Source organism: Candidatus Poriferisocius sp. (genome assembly GCF_965219815.1).
Lineage (GTDB): Bacteria > Actinomycetota > Acidimicrobiia > Acidimicrobiales > Bin134 > Poriferisocius.
This window is the reverse complement of the sequence record NZ_OZ244791.1, coordinates 2,074,821-2,094,081: the sequence shown is the minus strand read 5'-3', so window position 1 is coordinate 2,094,081 and position 19,261 is coordinate 2,074,821. Positions and strand designations below refer to the sequence as shown.

Annotated in this window: 18 protein-coding genes; 12 read left to right on the top strand and 6 right to left on the bottom strand. The window is 66.8% G+C overall.

The annotated features are described in order from the left end of the window. Positions 1-13: 13 nt before the first annotated feature. On the bottom strand, positions 14-787 hold the full coding sequence (locus ACOQPI_RS10000; protein WP_420619507.1) for an enoyl-CoA hydratase/isomerase family protein: 774 nt from the start codon (positions 785-787) through the stop codon (positions 14-16). A gap of 11 nt (positions 788-798) precedes the next feature. Beyond that, entirely contained in the window at positions 799-1,617 is an 819-nt protein-coding gene (locus ACOQPI_RS09995; protein ID WP_420619506.1) for an enoyl-CoA hydratase/isomerase family protein, read from the bottom strand. Between the two features lie 224 nt (positions 1,618-1,841). Here ACOQPI_RS09995 and ACOQPI_RS09990 point away from each other — a divergent pair, with 224 nt between their 5' ends. After that, the gene (locus ACOQPI_RS09990; protein ID WP_420619505.1) at positions 1,842-2,108 is read left to right on the top strand and encodes a hypothetical protein; all 267 of its coding nucleotides are present in this window, start codon (positions 1,842-1,844) and stop codon (positions 2,106-2,108) included. 27 nt (positions 2,109-2,135) lie between these two features. Here ACOQPI_RS09990 and ACOQPI_RS09985 read toward each other — a convergent pair whose 3' ends face one another. Beyond that, the gene (locus tag ACOQPI_RS09985; RefSeq protein WP_420619504.1) at positions 2,136-2,915 is read right to left on the bottom strand and encodes an SDR family NAD(P)-dependent oxidoreductase; all 780 of its coding nucleotides are present in this window, start codon (positions 2,913-2,915) and stop codon (positions 2,136-2,138) included. Next, on the bottom strand, positions 2,915-3,481 hold the full coding sequence (locus ACOQPI_RS09980) for a methylated-DNA--[protein]-cysteine S-methyltransferase (protein WP_420619503.1): 567 nt from the start codon (positions 3,479-3,481) through the stop codon (positions 2,915-2,917). The genes ACOQPI_RS09985 and ACOQPI_RS09980 overlap by 1 nt, the downstream gene beginning before the upstream one ends. 66 nt (positions 3,482-3,547) lie before the next feature. Between ACOQPI_RS09980 and ACOQPI_RS09975 the strand changes: the two genes are divergently transcribed. Then, entirely contained in the window at positions 3,548-4,609 is a 1,062-nt protein-coding gene (locus ACOQPI_RS09975; protein ID WP_420619502.1) for a phosphotransferase family protein, read from the top strand. A 10-nt stretch (positions 4,610-4,619) separates the two neighbouring features. Here ACOQPI_RS09975 and ACOQPI_RS09970 read toward each other — a convergent pair whose 3' ends face one another. Continuing rightward, positions 4,620-6,377, bottom strand: coding sequence for an SLC13 family permease (locus tag ACOQPI_RS09970; RefSeq protein ID WP_420619501.1), 1,758 nt, complete (start codon positions 6,375-6,377; stop codon positions 4,620-4,622). A 104-nt stretch (positions 6,378-6,481) separates the two neighbouring features. Here ACOQPI_RS09970 and ACOQPI_RS09965 point away from each other — a divergent pair, with 104 nt between their 5' ends. The 9 genes from ACOQPI_RS09965 to ACOQPI_RS09925 all read left to right on the top strand — a co-directional run bounded on the left by ACOQPI_RS09965 (position 6,482) and on the right by ACOQPI_RS09925 (position 16,432). Continuing rightward, positions 6,482-8,197, top strand: a complete 1,716-nt coding sequence (locus tag ACOQPI_RS09965; protein WP_420619500.1) for a bifunctional sulfate adenylyltransferase/adenylylsulfate kinase — start codon at positions 6,482-6,484, stop codon at positions 8,195-8,197. A 13-nt stretch (positions 8,198-8,210) separates the two neighbouring features. Beyond that, complete coding sequence (locus ACOQPI_RS09960) at positions 8,211-8,996, top strand: 3'(2'),5'-bisphosphate nucleotidase CysQ (protein WP_420619499.1); 786 nt, start codon at positions 8,211-8,213, stop codon at positions 8,994-8,996. Next, positions 8,993-9,721, top strand: coding sequence for a 3'(2'),5'-bisphosphate nucleotidase CysQ (locus ACOQPI_RS09955; protein ID WP_420619498.1), 729 nt, complete (start codon positions 8,993-8,995; stop codon positions 9,719-9,721). The genes ACOQPI_RS09960 and ACOQPI_RS09955 overlap by 4 nt, the downstream gene beginning before the upstream one ends. Positions 9,722-9,757: 36 nt before the next feature. After that, positions 9,758-10,417: an endonuclease NucS gene (gene nucS / locus ACOQPI_RS09950; protein ID WP_420619497.1), complete on the top strand. Its 660-nt coding sequence runs from the start codon at positions 9,758-9,760 to the stop codon at positions 10,415-10,417. 70 nt (positions 10,418-10,487) lie between these two features. After that, the gene (locus ACOQPI_RS09945) at positions 10,488-12,470 is read left to right on the top strand and encodes a VanW family protein (RefSeq protein WP_420619496.1); all 1,983 of its coding nucleotides are present in this window, start codon (positions 10,488-10,490) and stop codon (positions 12,468-12,470) included. A gap of 48 nt (positions 12,471-12,518) precedes the next feature. Continuing rightward, positions 12,519-13,727: a geranylgeranyl reductase family protein gene (locus tag ACOQPI_RS09940; protein ID WP_420619495.1), complete on the top strand. Its 1,209-nt coding sequence runs from the start codon at positions 12,519-12,521 to the stop codon at positions 13,725-13,727. Positions 13,728-13,755: 28 nt separating this feature from the next. Further along, on the top strand, positions 13,756-14,661 hold the full coding sequence (locus ACOQPI_RS09935; RefSeq protein ID WP_420619494.1) for an SDR family oxidoreductase: 906 nt from the start codon (positions 13,756-13,758) through the stop codon (positions 14,659-14,661). Further along, the gene (locus tag ACOQPI_RS09930) at positions 14,658-15,338 is read left to right on the top strand and encodes a phosphatase PAP2 family protein (protein ID WP_420619493.1); all 681 of its coding nucleotides are present in this window, start codon (positions 14,658-14,660) and stop codon (positions 15,336-15,338) included. Before ACOQPI_RS09935 ends, ACOQPI_RS09930 begins: the two co-directional genes overlap by 4 nt. Before the next feature lie 14 nt (positions 15,339-15,352). Continuing rightward, the gene (locus tag ACOQPI_RS09925) at positions 15,353-16,432 is read left to right on the top strand and encodes a uracil-DNA glycosylase family protein (RefSeq protein WP_420619492.1); all 1,080 of its coding nucleotides are present in this window, start codon (positions 15,353-15,355) and stop codon (positions 16,430-16,432) included. Here the strand turns inward: ACOQPI_RS09925 and ACOQPI_RS09920 are convergent. Beyond that, complete coding sequence (locus ACOQPI_RS09920; RefSeq protein WP_420619491.1) at positions 16,395-17,375, bottom strand: LLM class F420-dependent oxidoreductase; 981 nt, start codon at positions 17,373-17,375, stop codon at positions 16,395-16,397. The two genes, ACOQPI_RS09925 and ACOQPI_RS09920, sit on opposite strands and share 38 nt — an antisense overlap. Positions 17,376-17,437: 62 nt before the next feature. Here ACOQPI_RS09920 and ACOQPI_RS09915 point away from each other — a divergent pair, with 62 nt between their 5' ends. Further along, positions 17,438-19,201: a PHA/PHB synthase family protein gene (locus ACOQPI_RS09915; protein WP_420619490.1), complete on the top strand. Its 1,764-nt coding sequence runs from the start codon at positions 17,438-17,440 to the stop codon at positions 19,199-19,201. The last annotated feature ends 60 nt before the right edge of the window (positions 19,202-19,261 follow it).

Below are 19,261 nucleotides of genomic sequence, written 5' to 3'. Positions count from 1 at the left end.
GCCGAAACCGTGCTTACATGCCGGTGAAGTCCGGGGGACGCTTCTCCATGAAGGCGGAGATGGCCTCCACGTTGGCCGGCGCCCCCATTAGACGGGAGAAGGCGGCGTTCTCCCGCTCCCGGGCGGCGGCCACCCCATCGTGCCAGCCATGGGTGATCAGCACCTTCGACTCCATTAGCGACGACACCGGCAACGCGGCCAGCTTCTGGGCGTGCGCCATCGTGGTATCCAGAAGCTCATCGGGAGGGCACACCTTCCAAACGAGGCCCATCTCCTGGGCCTCCTCCGCACTGATCCACTCGGCGCTGAGCAGGGTCCACATGGCCTGCTGGCGACCCAGCAGCAGCGGGAAGGTGTAGCTGCTGGCTGCTTCGGGGGCCACGCCCAGGCTGGAGAACGGACACCGCAGCCGGGCCTCAGAGGACATAAAGGCCAAATCGGCGAACCCCAGCATGGTGGCCCCCACGCCGATGGCGAGACCGTTCACCGCGACGATGAACGGCTTGGCGAACGAGTCCATCTGGTCGATCATCCCGGCGAACCCGTGGACGCCGGGCTCGACGCCGTCACCGCCGGGGTTGCGGGCGCCCATCTCCACCAAGTCGGTGCCGGCGCAGAACGCCCGTCCGTTCCCGGTCAACACCACGACGGCCACATCGGGATCGGCAGCCGCGTCGATCAGTGCTTGAGCGGTGGCGTCGTACAGGGCCTCGCTGAACGCGTTCAGCGCGTCTGGCCGGTTCAAAGTCAACAGCCGAACCCGGCCTTGGTCTTCTATGTCAAGCATCGACCCTCCTCCTACAGCGGATTCCAACGGGGCTCACGGCCCTCTCGAAAGGCCTGTGATGCCTCGGACATGTTCCCGGTGAATGTGCCCAGTACCTGAGTGCGGTTCTCCAACTCCATCGCGTGACGCAGGCTGGGGGCGTCAAGCGTGGCATTGGCCCCGAGCTTGGTCATCCACACCCCGTACTCATTGTTGGCCGCAATTTGCCGGGCCACATCGAGGGCAGCCTCCACCACCTGGCCGTCGGGCACCACTTGCGACACCAGTCCGATGCGATCGGCCTCGGCGGCATCGAAGATCCGGCCGGTGAGCATCAGCTCCCGAGCTCGGCCAGCCCCAACGATCCGGGGCAGCAGGTAGCTGTTGCCCACGTCCAGCGACGACAGGCCCACCTTGATGAACACCGAGCCGAACCGGGCCGACTCCGCGGCCACCCGAACGTCGCAGTGCAAGGCAATGGCGAACCCTCCCCCGACGGCGGGGCCGTTCACCGCAGCGATCACCGGCACCCGCAGCTCGTAGATCTTGAGCATGAGGTTGGCCAGGTCGAGCTGCATGTCATAGATGGCCCCCACCCGGCTCTGCTCGGGTGGCTCGGCGAACCCCTGCTCGCCCCCGGCCTTGAGATCGGCACCGGAGCAGAATCCCCGCCCGGCACCGGTGAGAACCACCGCCCGCTGAGACCGGTCCCGCTCCACCTCCTCAAGGGCCCCATGCAAGTCGGCAATGAGCTCGGGGCTGATGGCGTTGAGCCGCTCAGGGCGCGACAAAGTGATCTGGGTGATGCCCGACTCGGGGGTATTGACCGTGACAGTGGACGCATCAAGCACGGCCCTCACACTAGAACTAGGTTGTCGGACAACCCGAGTTGCGCTCGACCGTGTTGAAACGACAGGGTCTCACCCCAACACATACTGGCCGGTCACAAGCTTGGGAACGGTCGGGTACCGATAAGAGGAGCAGGAATTATAAGCACTGCTCCCACTGGAATGGTGGATTTCCCTGTGAACCAGTTGTGGACGGCATGTCTCAGTCCTATAGTGCCGGTTCAGGCATGACCTTGGGCATTGTTGTAGGGGCCTATCTCGTCGTGCATTTGCTCGGCGCCTACTTGCTGCGCGCGTCCGGAGTTTCAACCGACCTGTTCGGCCGATTCCGCAACGTTCCCGATCTGCCCGAGCCCAAGCAGCTGTCCGAGTTCACCGCCTTCGTGGAGACCCACTCCTTTTGGGACACCGAGGATGATGAAGTTCTCGACAACGTCGACGAATTCGAACTCCAAGCGGTCTTCTGGAACGAGAGGCGGCGCAGAAGCGCCTAAGCCCGCCTGCCCTCGGCGGCCTACCTCTTAGTTGGACTTGGCGTGGAGGCCGCCGTCTACCAGCACGACGGCGCCGTTGATGAATGATGCGGCGGGCAGCACCAGCGAAAGAGTGACCTGGGCTACCTCTTCGGGATCGCCGTAGCGACGGGCCGGGACCCGGCGACGGGCGTATTTCTTCTTGGCCTCTTCGGGGATGTCGCCGGTCATTGCGGTGCGGATCGGGCCGGGACAGATCGCGTTGGCGGTCACCCCCCACTGACCCAACTCCACGGCCAGCGCCCGGGTGAGGCCGACCACGCCGTGCTTGCTCACGGTGTAGGGCGAGGTGTTGGGCGTGGCCATCACCCCCTCGGTGGAGGCCACGTTGACGATGCGGCCGTCGCCGTTGCGCTTCAGGTCGTCCAGGCAGGCCCGCACCAAGCGCATCTGTGCCGTGAGGTTCACCTCCATGGCAGCGGCCCACACGTCCTCGTAGTCGGCGGCCTCCACTGGAGCGCCGGCGGCAATGCCCGCGTTGTTGATCAGGATGTCCACCGGGCCCAGCTCGCTTCGAACCTGCTCCACCACCGTCTCCACCACTTCGGGATCGGCCAGGTCGCAGGCCACCGCCAATGCGGTGCCGCCCGCGTCGACGATGGCGGCCGCCGTCTCCTCCACCCCGGAGCGGTTGACGTCGAGCGCAGCCACCTCGGCCCCCTCGTCGGCCAGAAGCCACGCGGTGGCCCGACCCATGCCCGAGGCCGCGCCGGTGACCACCGCCACCCGCCCGGCCACCGACCGGTCCAGCTTGCTGAGGCGAGTCATCAGCCCCGGCAGGCGCTCTCGTGCTCCAACAGCCAGGTCTTCACTTCGGGGCGGCCTCCGTACTCCCCCACCGACCCGTCGCTTCGCACCACTCGGTGGCAGGGCACCACCAACGAGATCGGGTTGCTGGACATGGCCGTGCCCACCGCTCGGGCCGCACCGGGCGAACCGGCCATAAAGGCAAGCTCCCCGTAGGACACCGTCGTGGCGTAGTCCACGGTCATCAGCGTCTCCAGCACCCGGCGGTAGAACCCGTGGCTCAGCCGCCAGTCCATGGCCAAGTCGAACTGCTGTCGACGGCCCTCGAAGTACCCATCGATCTGGGCGAAGGGCTCGTCCAGCCAAGCGGGGTCGCCCTCGCCCATCGAACCGGGGAGTTCGGCCAGTTCGGCCATCATGTCTGCTCTTTCTTCCATGTAGCCGAATCCGATCCTCACCAGCCCCTGCGAGGTGGCGGCAACATTCAGCGGTCCGATCGGGGTGTCCAGCGACCCCAGGGCCACACCGAGGTCATCGACCTCCGGTGATACAGAATCGGAGCGGGTCAGTAGCGCAGTTGGAGACATGGCACTGACCGTAGCGGAAGACCAGACTGGCGCGGTGGAGTCATCGCACAGCAAGAATCGGTAGTCATGAGCACGCAAGAATCGTCGAGCACCGATATCGCTGGAATCGATGAAGCGCCGGTCACTGCCTGGCTAACCGGCAACATCGCCGACAGCGAGCCGCCGTTCACCTTTGACCTGATTGCCGCCGGTGGGTCCAACCTCACCTTCCGACTGACTGATTCCGGAGGCCGACAGTGGGCGCTGCGGCGACCCCCGGTTGGATCGGCGCTGGCTACTGCCCACGACATGGGTCGGGAGTGGCGCATCATGGCCGCTCTGGGCGAGGCCAGCAACGTGCCGGTGCCCGAGATGGTGGCCTTCTGCGACGACCACACGGTGAACGGGGCCGACTTCTACGTGATGAGCTTCGTGGAAGGGCGCATACTGAGGGACCAGGACTCCGCCGCTGGCATGACCCCCGAGCAGGCCGAGTTTGCCACCCAGAGCCTGCTCGACGTGCAGATCGCCTTCCACACCCTCGACCTCGATGAGGTAGGCCTGGGAGACTTGGGCCGCCGGGAGGACTATGTGGGCCGCCAGCTCAAGCGCTGGCGCCGCCAGGTGGAGGCCGCCGGAGTGCGGGAGGTGCCACTGCTCATCGAGTTGCACGAGCGGCTGAGCGCGGCGAAGCCCACTGAGACTGCCTCCCCAGCGTTGGCCCATGGCGACTACCGGTTCGACAACACCGTGCTCGATGACCAGTGGAAGATCGCCGCAGTGTTGGACTGGGAGCTGTGTACCACCGGCAATCCCATCGCCGACTTCGCCTGGTCGCTCCAGTACTGGGCCGATCCCGGCGACGAAATGAGCTTCCTCACCGATCCGCCCACCCTTCAGGACTGCTTCGTCCGCCGCCAGGAAGTGGCCGACCGCTACGCCGCCCAGTCGGGCTTCGACCTATCGGACCTCCCCTACTACGCAGTGTTCAGCTGGTGGAAACAGGCCTGCATCGTGGAGGGAGCCTACGCCCGCCGCTTGCAGGGGATGACCGGCGGAATGGGAACCACCGGCGATGTCCACGACATCGCCCGACGAGTGGACGCCATGCTGGCCCACGCCGCCGAAATGGCCGTTGGTGTTCTGTAAATAGGCGAGATCAGGCCGCGGCTGCCACCAAGACGGTGAGCAGCACCAGGGTGAGCAGCGACATCGGCACTCCCAACCGGAGATAGTCGGTGAAGCGATAGCGGCCGGGGCCGTACACCATGGTGTTGGTCTGATAGCCGATAGGGGTCAGGAACGAGGCCGAGGCAGCTACTGCCACCCCGAGCGCCAAAGTGCGGGGATCCAAACCGGACTGAGCAGCCGCCTCCAGTGCCACCGGGAACACCAGAGCCACCGCAGCCACGTTGGTGATCAACTCGGTGAGCAGCATGGTGGCGATCACAATGCCCAGCACCACCCCGGCATCACCCAAAAAGTCGAAGCCGGTGACGATGCCGTCGGCCAAGTCCTCGGCCAAACCAGCCTCGTCCAGTGCCGCGCCCAGGCCGAACGCCGCTCCGATGGTGATGAGCACGCTGAAGTCCACCGCCTCTCTGGCCTCCCGGGGGGTGAGCAACCCGCCGACGACCACCGCGCCGGCCGCGATCAGCGCCGCCTCCAGCACGCTCAGCACCCCTGTGGCGGGCAGCACCACCAGGGCCACCACCGCGGCCAGAGCCACCGGCGCCCGCCGGCTGGCCCTCGGCGGCGACCCGCCCAATCGCGATACCAGCAGGAAGTCGTTCTGGTTGCGCCACCGCTCATCGAACCCGTCGGCGGCCAGCACCAGCAGGGTGTCGCCGGTGCGCAGCCGCACCTGGCCGAACTTGGCCTCCACCGGCGCGCCGGAGCGGTGGATGCCTACAACTGCGGCCTGGTAGCGGCCCCGGAAACCCGCCTCGGCCAGCGTCCGCCCGCTGAGCGGCGAAGCCGCCCCTACTACTGCCTCAAAGAACGTGTGGTCGTCGGAGTCCACCGCCTCCAGGTGGGGATCCTCGGCCGAAACCAGCCCGGACATCGCCTGGAGGTCCACCACCAGGTCCACCCGCCCGGCGAACGTGAGCCGGTCGCCGCCCCGGAGCACGAACGTGGGGGCCACCGGGGCGATCACCGTGCCCTGCCTTTCCACTTCCACCAAGAACACTCCTTGGAGGTGGCGCAGTCCCCCGGCCTCCACCGACTGCCCGTCGAACGCCCCCTGGGCGACCACCTCCATCGACACCAAATAGGAACGGCCCTCGCCCCCCGCCTCGGGATCGCGCCGTTCGGGCAGCAGCCAGGGGGCGGCAACCACGATCAACACCAGTCCGGCACCGGCCAGCGGCAGACCGAATCGGGCCAGCTCGAACATCTCCAGTTCGTCGTAGCCCACCGACTGCAATAGGCCGCCCAAAACCAGATTGGTGCTGGTGCCGATGGCGGTGATCGCCCCGCCCAAAATGGTGGCGTATGACAGGGGGATCAGGAACCGGGAAGCGGCCCGGCCATAGCGCTCTGTCCAGCCCCGCACCGCGGGCACCAGCATGGCCACGATGGGAGTGTTGGCCAAGAACGCCGACGCCGCACTGGCAGGGGTCAGCAGCCGGATCAGCGATACCCGGGTTCGAGACCCACGATCCAGTATCCGAGCCACCATGGGCTGCAAGGCGTTGGTCTTGGTGACCGCGCCGGCTACCACATACAGCGCCCCGATGGTGATGGGAGCGGGGTTGGCGAACCCGCGGAAGGCCTGGTCGGCGTCAATCACCCGCAACAAGAACAAGCCACCGGTGGCACCCAGCACTCCAGCGGCAGGCGAAAGCCGGTTGCTGATGAGCCCCGCGCCCATCACCGCCAACACCGCGATCGTGAGCACCGCGTCGCCATTCATCCTGAGTGATGCTATGAGCAGAAACCCGGGACTCCCGCCTGCTTTGTGGCCGATTGGCGGCTTGATGGCTTAAACACGGCAATCCTGCGATATGAAATACCTCCGTGGCTTCAAACTTGATCCAACCCCATGGCGGCGAGCTGACCGATCTGATGGTCGACAACGCCACTGCCGAGGAACTCAAATCGGAATCGCGCGACCTTCCGTCGTTCACCCTCCAGCCCCGCCACCTCTGTGACTTGGAGCTGCTGCTGAACGGTGGCTTCTCGCCTCTGCGGGGCTTCATGGGCCAAGCCGACTACGAGCAGGTGTGCTCCGACATGCGGCTGGCCGACGGCACGCTTTGGCCCATGCCCATCACCCTGGACGTGGACGGCGACACCGCCGAGGCTGCTCAGGCCGCCGGCCGGCTGGCGCTGCGGGACATAGAAGGGGTCATGTTGGCCGTGCTCACCGTGGGCGACGTGTGGCAACCCGATACCGCAACTGAGGCCGAGTCGGTATTCGACAGCTTGGACCCCGACCACCCCGGCGTGGGCCACCTGCTTCACAACACCGCTCGGTTCTACATGGGCGGATCGGTACAGGGCCTGCAACTCCCGGTCCACTACGACTTCACCGAGCTGCGGCGCACCCCGGCCCAGCTGCGGGCGGAATTCGAAGCGGCGGGCTGGAGCCGGGTGGTGGCCTTCCAAACCCGCAACCCGATGCACCGGGCCCACGTGGAGCTCACCCGAAGGGCGGCGGTGGAGGCCGAGGCCAACCTGCTGATCCACCCGGTGGTGGGCATGACCAAGCCCGGCGATGTGGACCACTACACCCGGGGCCGGGTGTACCAGCACATCATCAAGCGCTACCCGGAGAACTCGGCCATGCTGGCCATGCTGCCGCTGGCCATGCGCATGGGCGGACCCCGGGAGGCGGTGTGGCACGCCATCATCCGCAAGAACCACGGCGTGTCCCACTTCATCGTGGGCCGAGACCACGCCGGGCCGGGCTCCGACGCCTCCGGCAACCCCTTCTACGGCCCCTACGACGCCCAAGACATGTTGCAGGACTACACCGACGAGCTGGGCGTGACCATGGTGCCGTTCAAGATGATGGTGTACGTCCCCGACAGCGACAGCTACCACCCGGTAGACGAGGTGGACGAGGGCACGGCCACGCTCAGCATCAGCGGCACCGAGCTGCGGGACCGGCTGGCATCGGGCGACGACATCCCCGAGTGGTTCAGCTACCCGGAGGTGGTGTCCGAGCTGCGCCGCACTCATCCCCAGAAGTCCAAGCAGGGCTTTACCGTGTTCTTCACCGGTCTGAGCGGCTCGGGCAAATCCACCATCGCCAACGCGCTCATGTCCAAGCTCCTGGAGCGGGGCGGCCGGCCGGTGACCCTGCTGGACGGCGATGTGGTGCGCACCAACCTGTCGTCGGAGCTGGGGTTCTCCAAGGAGCACCGCGACATCAACATCACCCGCATCGGCTATGTGGCCTCGGAGATCACCAAGCACGGCGGCATCGCCATCTGCGCGCCGATCGCCCCCTATGCCGGACCCCGGTACAAGAACCGGGAGGCCATCTCGGCCAACGGCGGCTACGTGCTGGTGTATGTGTCCACCCCGCTGGAAGTGTGCGAGGAGCGGGATCGCAAGGGGCTGTACGCCAAGGCTCGGGCTGGGATCATCAAGGAGTTCACCGGCATCTCCGACCCCTACGAGGAACCGGCTGATGCCGACGTCGTTCTGCCCACCGTGGATCAGACGCCCGATGAAGCAGCCCAGGTCATCATCGACCACCTGGTGGCCGAGGGGTATCTGGAATAGATCGGCCACACAAGTGTCGCGGGCCGATGACCTACAACGAATTGCCGACGCGCTGGCCGCAGCCGACGAAGTGCTCAAGCGTTTCACCCCCGGGGAAATCGAATCGGAGCTCAAAGACGGGGGCGACCCGCTGACCGCAGCCGATACCGCGGTCAACGAAGCGCTGGCCGCGGCACTGCGAGGCGGTGACGAGGGCTGGCTTTCGGAGGAGACCACCGACGCCGCCAGCCGGCTGGACCGGCGCAGGGTGTGGGTGGTGGACCCAATCGACGGCACCCGGGAGTTCATCGACGGCATTCCTGAGTGGTGCGTCTCGGTGGGACTGGTGGAAGACGGGGTGCCGGTAGCCGGCGGCGTTCTGAGCCCGCCCAATGGGCACCTGATCATCGGGTCGAACGAGACCGGGGTGGAGTGCAACGGCCAGCCCGCGGGCACGACGGGCACCACCGATATCCGGGGCGCGCTGGTGCTGGCCTCGCGCAGCGAGATGAAGCGGGGCGAGTGGGAGCGCTTTTTCTCCACGCCGATCGCGGTGCGCAATATGGGCTCGGTGGCCTACAAGCTCAGCCTGGTGGGTGCCGGACTGGCCGACGCCACCTGGACGCTGGTCCCCAAGAACGAGTGGGACGTGGCCGGCGGGGCCGCGCTGGTGAGAGCCGGCGGCGGTCAGGTGTTCGGGACCGACGGTACCGACGTGGTGTTCAACCGCCCCGACCCGCTGATGGATGGCTTCATCGCGGTAGCCCCCGGCCTTCGCGACCAGGTAATGGACTTGCTCGACATCTCTCCCCAACCGTGAACGACCATCAACTGGCTGCTTGGCTGGCTTCGGAAGCGGGCAAGCTTCTGGTCGATTTGCGAGAAGAGCTGAGCGGCCAGCGGCTGGCCCCGTTCGCCGTCGGGTCCCGAGGCGATGCCGCCGCCCACGACTTCATCGCCAATGCCCTCCACCGGCACCGCCCAGAAGACATGGTGCTGTCTGAGGAGTCGATGGACGACCGCCGTCGGCTCGAGCACCGCCGAGTGTGGATCGTGGATCCACTCGACGGCACCCGGGAGTTCTCCATCCCCGGCCGCACCGACTGGGCTGTCCACGTGGCCCTGGTTGCCGACGGCGTACCCGTGGCCGCGGCGGTGTCCCTCCCGGCCCAGGGCATCACCCTGGCCACCGAGCCGAGCTCTCCCACCCCGGTGGCAGCCAACCCTCCCCGAGTCATCACTAGCAGGAGCCGGCCCGGTCGACTGGCCCGCCACATCGCCGACAACCTCGGGGCCACCATCATCCAGTTGGGCTCGGCCGGGGCCAAGGCCGCGGCGGTGATCCGCGGCGAAGCCGAGGTGTACGCCCATGCCTCCGGGCTGCACGAGTGGGACCTGTGCGCGCCCGCCGCGGTGGCCGCGGCCGCGGGGCTGCATGTCTCCCACCTCAACGGAGCCGAGTTGCGGTTCAACCAATCCGACACCTACATATCTGATTTCGTGATCTGCCACCCGAATCTCGCCGCGGCCGTGATCGCCCGGTGACGCTCACTGTTTTCTGCCCATAGATTGGGAGCCGCAGTGAGACTGGTGATCGCCCGATGTTCAGTGGACTACGACGGCCGGTTGGCCGCGCACCTGCCCGAGGCAGTGCGGCTCATCATGATCAAGGCCGACGGCTGTGTGGCCATCCACGCTGACGGCGGCGCCTACAAGCCGCTGAACTGGATGAACGCCCCCAACCGACTGTCGGAGGAAGACGGCGTTTGGACGGTGGTGAACCCGGCCGGCGAAAAGCTGACCATCACCATCCACGAGCTGATCTCCGACACCGACCACGAATTGGGCCACGACCCCGGGCTCGACAAAGACGGCGTGGAGGCCCACCTCCAAGAGCTGCTGGCCGCATCCCCCGAGATGCTGGGAGAAGGCTTCCGGCTGGTGCGGCGGGAATATCCCACCGACATCGGCCCGGTGGACTTGCTGTGCCGAGATGACGACGGGAATGCCATTGCCGTAGAGATCAAACGGCGCGGGGAGATCGCCGGGGTCGAACAGCTCACCCGCTATCTCCAGTTCTTGAACCAAGATCCGGCGCTGGCCCCGGTTCGGGGCGTGCTCGCTGCACAGGTCGTCCGCCCCCAGGCCCGGGCTCTGGGCACCGACCGGGGCATCGAGTGCGTGGAGATCGACTACGACCTGCTCCGGGGCATCGAACCCGATCAGGCCAAGCTGTTCTGAGGCCGGCCATGCCCGCTCTCAGACCCGCCCCTGATCGGAATGGCAATCCCACTACGATCCCGTAATCCCCATGGATCGCCATCCACCCCTCCGCCTGCGCCGACCTCCCCTTCCTCCCTGGGTCTGGGTCCTCATGTTCGCCCCGGTGGTACTGCTGGTCATCTGGCTGGTGTCTTGGCTGGTGGACTCGTCCAGCAACGACGACAAAACGCCCCGGGGACTGAAAATCGAGAGTCCAATCCTGCCCGACGTCAGCATCGACATCGGCTTGCTGGGCCAGCAGGACGTGACCGAAGTGGTTGTGGAGCTGGCCGAGCGATTCCAGCAGACCCCGGTGGAGGTCGTCACCCCCAGCCGGGTCGTCTCTTTCACCGCTGAAGAGATCGGTCTGGAGGTCGACGTGGAAGGCACGGTGGCGGCGATCATGAAGCTGGACAGCGGAACCAGCAACCCTGTCGGGTGGACCGCCTCGTTCTTTGAGACCTCCCGATCAGAGCTGCTTCTCACCTTGTCGGCAGATGCCCTTCAGATTGCCAACCTGGAAGCCGACCTGCGGAAAGAGCCGGTAAACCCCACCATCACCTACGAAAACGGGACCTTCCTGGCGGTCCCGGGCATTGCCGGCGAAATCGTCGATCTGAATCCGTCGCTCCCCGTCTTGCTCGAGGCCGCACGCCGTGGCGATGACCCCTTGAGAGCTGAGGCCGATGCCCGCCTGATCTCTCCCGAGTTCGCCGACGACCCGGTGACCATTGCCGCCGACTGGATCAACCGGCGCACTTCCCAGGGGATCTTGGTGACGGTCCAAGAAGTCACCAAGCGAGTGCAGCCAGCCCAGCTTCGATCATGGCTGACCCTGCAAAACGACGGCGACCAGTGGGCCTACGACATCAACCGGCAGCAGGTGGAAGACGATCTGGCCGAGCTCTTCGTTGAGGTGGCCACGGTGGCCTCAGAGCCAGTACTCACGATAATCGACGATGTTCCGGTGCTGGTCAGCGAGGTTCCTGCTCTCATCTGCTGTGAGGAAAACTCGGCCCGCACCGTGTTGCTGTCCCTCGATACAGGCCAGCCCGCCGTGGAGTTGGAGTTGCGGGAATCGAGCAAGATCAACGACCAGAGCTGGCTGATCGAGCGGGGCATCGTGGAGCTGACCGGTCGGTTCACCACGTACTACACGCCGGGCCAAGACCGGGTCTCCAACATCCACCGCATCGCCGACCTGATCCAGGGGGCGGTGGTCTATCCGGGCGAGACATTCTCGGTCAACGACTACGTGGGCGAACGCACCGAGGAGAAGGGGTTCGTGGACGCCGGCGTGATCTACGACGGGATTTACACCACAGATGTGGGTGGGGGTATCTCCCAGTTCATCACCACCCTGTTCACCGCCACCTTCAACGCCGGGATGGAGTTTCCCGAGTATCAGGCGCACAGCATCGACATCCGGCGCTATAGAGAAGGGGTTGACGCCACCATCTCCTGGCCCAAGCCCGACTTCAAGTTCTACAACCCCCACCCCTACGCCGTGCTGCTGTGGCCCACTGCGACCGCCGGCAGCGTCACTGTCAGCGTGTACTCCACCGCGTATGCCGAGGTGGAGTGGACAGCCCGGTATGACACGCCGCGTAGGTTCTGCACGGTGCGGACCACCGAGCGCAGCCGCTCCTATGCCGACGGCACCGTGCTGCGCGACTCGGTGACCGCGTTGTACCAGCCCCGAGAGGGCATCAACTGCGGCGGGACTTGCACCTCCTCCGTGCTGCCGCTGGACGCCGATGGCAACGGGGTAGCGGAGCTGGACGACCGGGGTCTGCCCGTGGCTTGCATCCTTCCCCGGAATTGCATCGGGGACCACGCGCCGGTGGATGTCAACGAAGACCTCAGGCCTGATCTCTGTTCCATTCCACCGGCCACAGAAGAGGAGGGCGAGCCCGGAGAGGCCGACGCACAAGAACCGGCAACCGAGGATGCCCCTGCCCAAGACCCCGATGCACCGCCGGGTCAGCGCCAGGCATTGGACCCAGAGCAGGCGCCCGAGCAGAGCACATGACCGGTGGTGACTCAGGACAGGATCAGAGCACATGATCCGTTTGAGCCGATGAACGACATCTGGGACGCGGCGATCATCGGGGCCGGACCGTCGGGCTGCGCCGCGGCCATCACCCTGGCCCGGGCCGGCCAGCGGGTGGTGATGGTGGACCGGGCCCGCTTCCCCCGCCCCAAGGCCTGCGGCGACGGCCTCACCGCCGGGGCGTTGCGGCTCCTGGAGGGCTTGGGACTGGACCCAACCCCGATCTCGTCGTGGATGCTAGTGGAAGACGTCTGCATCCGATCGCCCTCAGGCCGCACCGTCGAGTTCCCGTTGCCGCGCAAGGGCGGCCAGTTCGCGGCAGTCGTCCCCCGGGCGGAATTGGACAACGCGCTGGTGGAGCAGGCCAAGGGCGAGGGCGCCGTGCTGATGGAGGGCGCCGCCTGCCAGGGGGTTTCCGAGGATGACGGCCAAGTGGCGCTGGAGGTGGAGGACCACGGAACAGTGACGGCCCGATTCGCCATCGCCGCCGACGGGATGTGGTCGCCCACCCGCAAGTACCTGGACTTGGCCGCCGACGGCTACCGGGGAGATTGGCACGCGTTCCGCCAGTACTGGTCAGGGGTGGACTCCCCGGCCAGCCGGGCCTTGTGGGTGTGGTTCGAGGAGGAGATTCTGCCCGGTTATGTGTGGTCGTTTCCACTACCCGACGGCCGGGCCAACGTGGGATTCGGCGTACGCCGCGGCGGCCCGGTGGCGGTGGGCGAGATGGGCAAGCTGTGGCGGGAGCTGCTGGAGCGGGACCATATCCGAGCGGTTCTGGGCCATAACGCTCAGCCGGAGACAACCCACCGGGCCTGGCCCATTCCCGCCCGCATCGACAAGATCCCGCTGACCGCCCGGCGAACCATGTTCACCGGCGACGCTGCGGCGGCAACCGACCCGATGAGCGGCGAGGGCATCGCCCAGGCCTTGCTCACCGGCATCGGCGCGGCCAACTCCGTGCTAGCGGGCGGCGGTGAAGCCGCTCAGGTTATGGCCGCCTACCGCCGATTCGTTCGCCAAGAGCTGTTCGCCGACCACCGCATGGCCCGCCGCCTCGGCCGAGTTTTGGCCACACGGCCCGGTGCCCGCGGGGCCGTGCGCATCGCCGGGCTCACCCCCTGGACCCGGCGAAACTTCGCCCGCTGGCTCTTCGAGGATTACCCCCGGTCCATCATCACCACCCCCCGCCGCTGGTTCCGCAAACCCCTCACCACCCCCGGCGCTTACCGCTGAGGGCTTCAACCGCCGTAACCTTCCAACCATGGCAATGAGTTTTGACAACCGGGTGGCGATCGTCACCGGGGCTGGAGGGGGCCTGGGGCGCCTGTATGCCCTGGAGTTGGCCCGGCGAGGGGCCCGGCTGGTGGTGAACGACTTGGGCGGGGCGGCCGACGGCACCGGGGCCAGCGAAGGACCGGCCCAGTTGGTGGCCAATGAGATCAACGATGGCGGCGGCGAAGCTGTTGCCGACACCAACTCAGTGGCCACCACCGAGGGCGGGGCGGCCATCACCGCCACCGCGGTGGAGGCGTTTGGGCGGGTGGACGTGGTTGTCAACAACGCCGGAATCCTGCGGGACAAGACCTTCCACAAACTGGAGGACGATCAGCTCCACCCGGTGCTGGCCGTCCACCTCCGGGGGGCGTTCAACGTGACCCGGCCGGCCTTCGTCCAGATGCGCGAGCAGGGCTATGGCCGCATCGTGTGCGCCACCTCCAACGCCGGCGTGCTGGGCAACTTCGGCCAGTCCAACTACAGCGCGGCCAAGATGGGGTTGGTGGGGCTCACCAACACGCTGGCTCTGGAGGGGGCCAAGTACAACATCAAGGCCAACTGCGTCGCCCCGGTGGCCACCACCCGCATGACCGAGGCCATCTTCGGCGAGGAGATCAAAGAGGCCATGAACCCCGAGCACGTCACTCCGGTGGTGTGCTTTTTGGCCCACGAGGACTGCCCGGTGTCGGGCGAGGTGTATTCGGCGGCCGGCGGCACCGTGGCCCGATTCTTCATTGGCCGGACCCCCGGCTATTACAACCCCGACCTCACCGTGGAAGACGTGGCCGAGAACTTCGACCAGATCCGCGATGAAACCGGCTACAAGGTTCTGAACGACGCCAACCACGAGGTGGGCGTGGCCTACAAGACGATACGGGCAGCACGGGAATGACCGCTGACGAGGCCGAGCGCCCAGAGGAGGCTCCCGAAGCGGCCGACTCGCTGGAGGACCTCGAAGACGAGGATCTCGACGACGTGGCGTTCTTCGGCGAAGCGCTCGACCACGAGGCGCTTGACGACGGGGGGTTCGAGGAGGACGTCCCGGTAGGCACCTCGGCGGCCGTCGAGGCCTTTGACGAGGCCGTCGAGCAGATATTCGCCCGCTTGCGGGGCAACCCAGTGGCCGACCGGATGTTCTACACCGCCTCGGAACTGGGCAACTTCAGCATCCTGTGGCACGCCCTGGCCTGGGCGGGAGCGACGTCCAAGCGAGGCCGCCGCCGGGCCATGCGGGTGTCGGTGGCCCTGGCTGTGGAGTCGGCGCTGGTCAACGGGCCGATCAAGTCGGCGTTCAACCGCTCTCGCCCATTGGCTGAGCACGACCACCCCCACCGGTTGCGCCAACCTCTCACCAGCAGCTTCCCCAGCGGCCACGCCAGTGCCGCGGTGGTGGCCGCCGCTCTGCTTTCCGAGTCCCGTCGCCGCCGCTGGCCCATCTGGGCAGTTGCTTCGATAGTGGCGGCCAGCAGAGTCCACGTGCGCATCCATCACGCCTCTGACGTGGTGGTGGGTGCTCTCGTGGGTGCAGTGATCGCCCGGGTGTTCAAGAAGATCTGGCCCCTCCGCTAGGAGGCAAGGGGAATATGGCCGATCGAGCCACCGTCGGCGTCTACGAGGACCGGGCAGGCGAATGGCAGGCCAGGCGCAAGCCCAAGTCCACTGCCGGGGTGGAGGCGTTCGCCGCTCTCGACCGGCCCGAGGGAGTCACCGCCGATTTGGGCTGTGGCCCCGGCTGGCATGCCTCCGCACTGCCCGGCCCCGCACTGGCCGTCGATGCGGCCCGGTCGATGCTGGACATGGTTCCCGACCACGCGCCCGATGCCCTGCGCTGCCGAGCCGACCTGGCCGCGCTGCCTCTGGCCCCTGGATCGCTGGCCGCGGCGTGGGCGTCTCGCAGCTATGTACACCTCGACCGGCGCCATGTGCCCTTGGCCCTTGCCGACCTGCACCGGGCGCTGGCCCCAGGGGCTCCAGTGGAGCTTCACATCTTCGAGGGGGATGCCGATTTCGAGCCGTTCGGCGACGACGACTTCACGGGCCGCCGATTCTCCCGGTGGCCCCAAGACTGGATTGCACCCCTGATGGAGGGGGCCGGATTCGCCCTTGACGCCATGGAGCGGCTGGACCGGCCCCCCAAGGTGGCCACCCTCATTGTGAAATGCCGTCGAACCCGCACACTGCCCGACACCGTGGGGCCGGAGATGCGGCTGCTGATCTGCGGCCTGAACCCCAGCGTGTACGCCGCCGATGCCGGCGCGGGGTTCGCCCGGCCTGGCAACCGGTTCTGGCCCGCGGCGCTGGCCGCGGGGCTGGTGAGCACCGACCGGAACCCCCGGCGGGCGCTCATCGACCACCACGTGGGCATGACCGATCTGGTGAAGCGGGCCACGCCCCGGGCCGACGCGCTCACCGCCGATGAGTACCGTCACGGCCTCAACCGGCTGGAGTGGCTGGTGGGCTGGCTCAAGCCCGCCGCGGTGTGCTTCGTGGGCCTCGCCGGCTGGCGGGCCGCGGTGGACCGAATGGCCCAGGCCGGAGTGCAACCCCAGGGGTTGGCCGGTGTGCCGGTTTACGTGATGCCCTCAACCAGCGGGGCCGCCGCCGGGTATCAACTGCCCGACTATGTCAGCCACCTCCAGCAGGCTGCGGCGCTAACGACCTGACTGCTTCCCAGGGGTCGATCCCGCCTAGGGGCATCACCATAAGCGACGAAGTAGTAGCGCCGTTGTCGAAGTAGCGGTCGATGTGCTTTCGGCACTCCTCGGGGGTGCCGTTCACGATGAGGTCGTCCACTACCTGCTCGGGGATGGCCTCCAGCGATCCGGCCCGGTCGCCGGCCGCCCACCGCTCCCAGTGCTCGGCCAGCAGATCACCCCGGCCCAGCCACTGGTGGAAGGCCCGATAGACGGGCACATTGAGATAGCCGGCCACCGCCCGCCGCCCCTGGGCGATCACCGTCTCGCGGTCGGGGTTGGGGCACACGAAGATGCGGGCCACGATCTCCTTGTCGGGCCCCTGGGCGTTGACGATCTCGCTCACCCGGGCGGTGTCATCGGCCGACAGCCAGTTGATGATGGTCCCGTCGGCCTCCCTGCCGGCCAGCGTCAGCATCTGGGATCGCAGCGCCGCCACCAAGATGGGAGGCGGCTCAGGGGGAACCAACCCCAGCCGAAAGCCCTGTACGGAGAAGGTCTCGTAGTCGCCGCTCACCTTCTCGCCGGCCAGAGCGGGCTTGAGGAACCGCACCAGATCTCGCACCCTCTGGTAGGGGGCCTCGAAGGGGATGGAGTTCCACCGCTCCACGATCACATCCGAGGAGCTGCCCAGCCCGAGGAGGAATCGCCCCGGAGCCAGCGTGGCCAGCGTGGCCGCCGACTGGGCCACTAGTGCCGGTCCCCGGGTGTAGGCCGGGACGATGGCAGTGCCCAGCCGCAGGGTCGGCGCCCACTGGGAGGCCAGCACCAGCGGAGTGAAGGCGTCGTGGGAGTTGGACTCTGACGACCACACATCGGTGTAGCCCAGCTCGACCAGCTCCGCCATCTGCGCCGCCTGCTGGTCGAGGGGTCCGAACAGGGGAACGGTCATCCCGTCACGTCGTGAAGCCATGGCGCAACTCTACGGCTCCAGGGTGAGGGCTCTGCCAAGCCTGCTTGATATAGTTCCCAGCCGTGAGCGAAGACGTCGAAACAGGGTCTATCGGAGCCACCGCGGGCGAATCCGACGTTTTGGACCCCAACTGGGTGGGGGACCAGATTCTCGACACGCTCGACCCGGTCTACTTCGCCCGAACCCTGGTCAATGCGGGCATGAAGGCGGCGTCCAATCCGGTGGGGGTGGGCACGGCGCTGCTGAAGGCGGCCGCCGGGGCCATGAAGGTGGGAGCGGCCACGATGGCCAAGGCGGCCAAGACCGCCGACCCCGAGGCCCCCTCACCCATCCAGCCCCAGCCCAAGGACCATCGCTGGACCTCCAAGTCCTGGCATGACAACCCCTATTTCTTCGGCCTCCAGCAAACGTATCTGCTCACCAGGAACCTGGCCGATGACCTCATCGACGCCGCCAACCTCGACGAGGCCGAGCACCGCAAGGCCAAATTCGCCGCCTCGTTCGCCTTCGACACCCTCGCTCCCACCAACATGCTGCTCACCAACCCCGACGCCTTGGCCAAAGCGGCCGCCACCGGCGGGGCCAGCGTGGTGAAGGGCGCAGCCAACATGCTCCACGACCTGCGCCACAACGACGGGTGGCCCTCCAAGGTGGACGACTCGGGGTTCGAACCGGGGCTGAACATGGCTTTGACCCCCGGCAAGGTGGTGTACCGCAGCGACCTGATCGAGGTGATGCAGTACGAGCCCCAGACTGAGCAGACCTACGAGATCCCCATGCTGTTCTGCCCGCCGTGGATCAACAAGTACTACATCATGGACTTGGCCCCGCAGAAGAGCCTGATCGAGTGGGCGGTTCAGCAGGGCCACACCTGCTTCACCATCAGCTATCGCAACCCCGACGGTTCGATGCGCGACATCAGCTTTGAGGACTACCTGCGCCAAGGGCCACTCGACGCCCTGCGGGTGGTGCGGGAGATCACCGGCCAGGAGAAGGTCAACACCGTCAACGTGTGCCTGGGGGGCACCCTCAGCGCCATCGCCATGGCTCACGGAGCGGCCACCGGCGACCAGCCGATCCACACCGCCACCTTCCTGAACACCCTCACTGATTTCTCTGACCCCGGCGTGCTGGGCGCGTTCACCGACGAGCCCACGGTGGCCGGGCTGGAACGCAAGATGGCCGACCAGGGCTACCTCGAGGCCAGCGAGATGGCCCGCACCTTCGACGCCATCCGGGCCAACGACCTGATCTTCCAGTACGTGGTGAACAACTGGCTGCTGGGCGAGGACCCCCCGGCTTTCGACCTGCTGGCCTGGAACAACGACAGCACCCGGATGCCGGCTCGCATGCACAGCAGCTACCTGCGCCGGTGCTATCTGGAGAACCAGCTTGCCAACGATGCCTTCGAGGTGGACGGCACCGTGCTGCACCCCGCTGATGTGAAGCAGGACAGCTACGTGCTGTCAGCCATCGACGACCACATCGTGCCGTGGACCGCGGCCTATCGCACCGCCAACCTGCTGGGCGGCCAGAACCGTTTCGTGCTCAGCACGTCGGGCCACATCGCCGGCATCGTCAATCCGCCCAGCCCCAAGGCTCGCCACTGGACCAACGACCAGATCGCCGAGACACCCGAGCAGTGGCTGGAAGGCGCCGAACAACACCAGCACACGTGGTGGGAAGACTGGGCCCAGTGGATCGGCCAGCGAGCCGGCAAGAAGGTGGATGCTCCCCAGCAGCTCGGCAGCAAGGCCTACACGCCGATGGAGGATGCGCCGGGCCTCTACGTGAAGATGCGCCCCGGCGACACCGTCTCGGCCTGATTCTCCGGCGCCATAGATTCAGAAAAAAATTCTCCCTGAATTGGCAATCAAGCCTTTGCT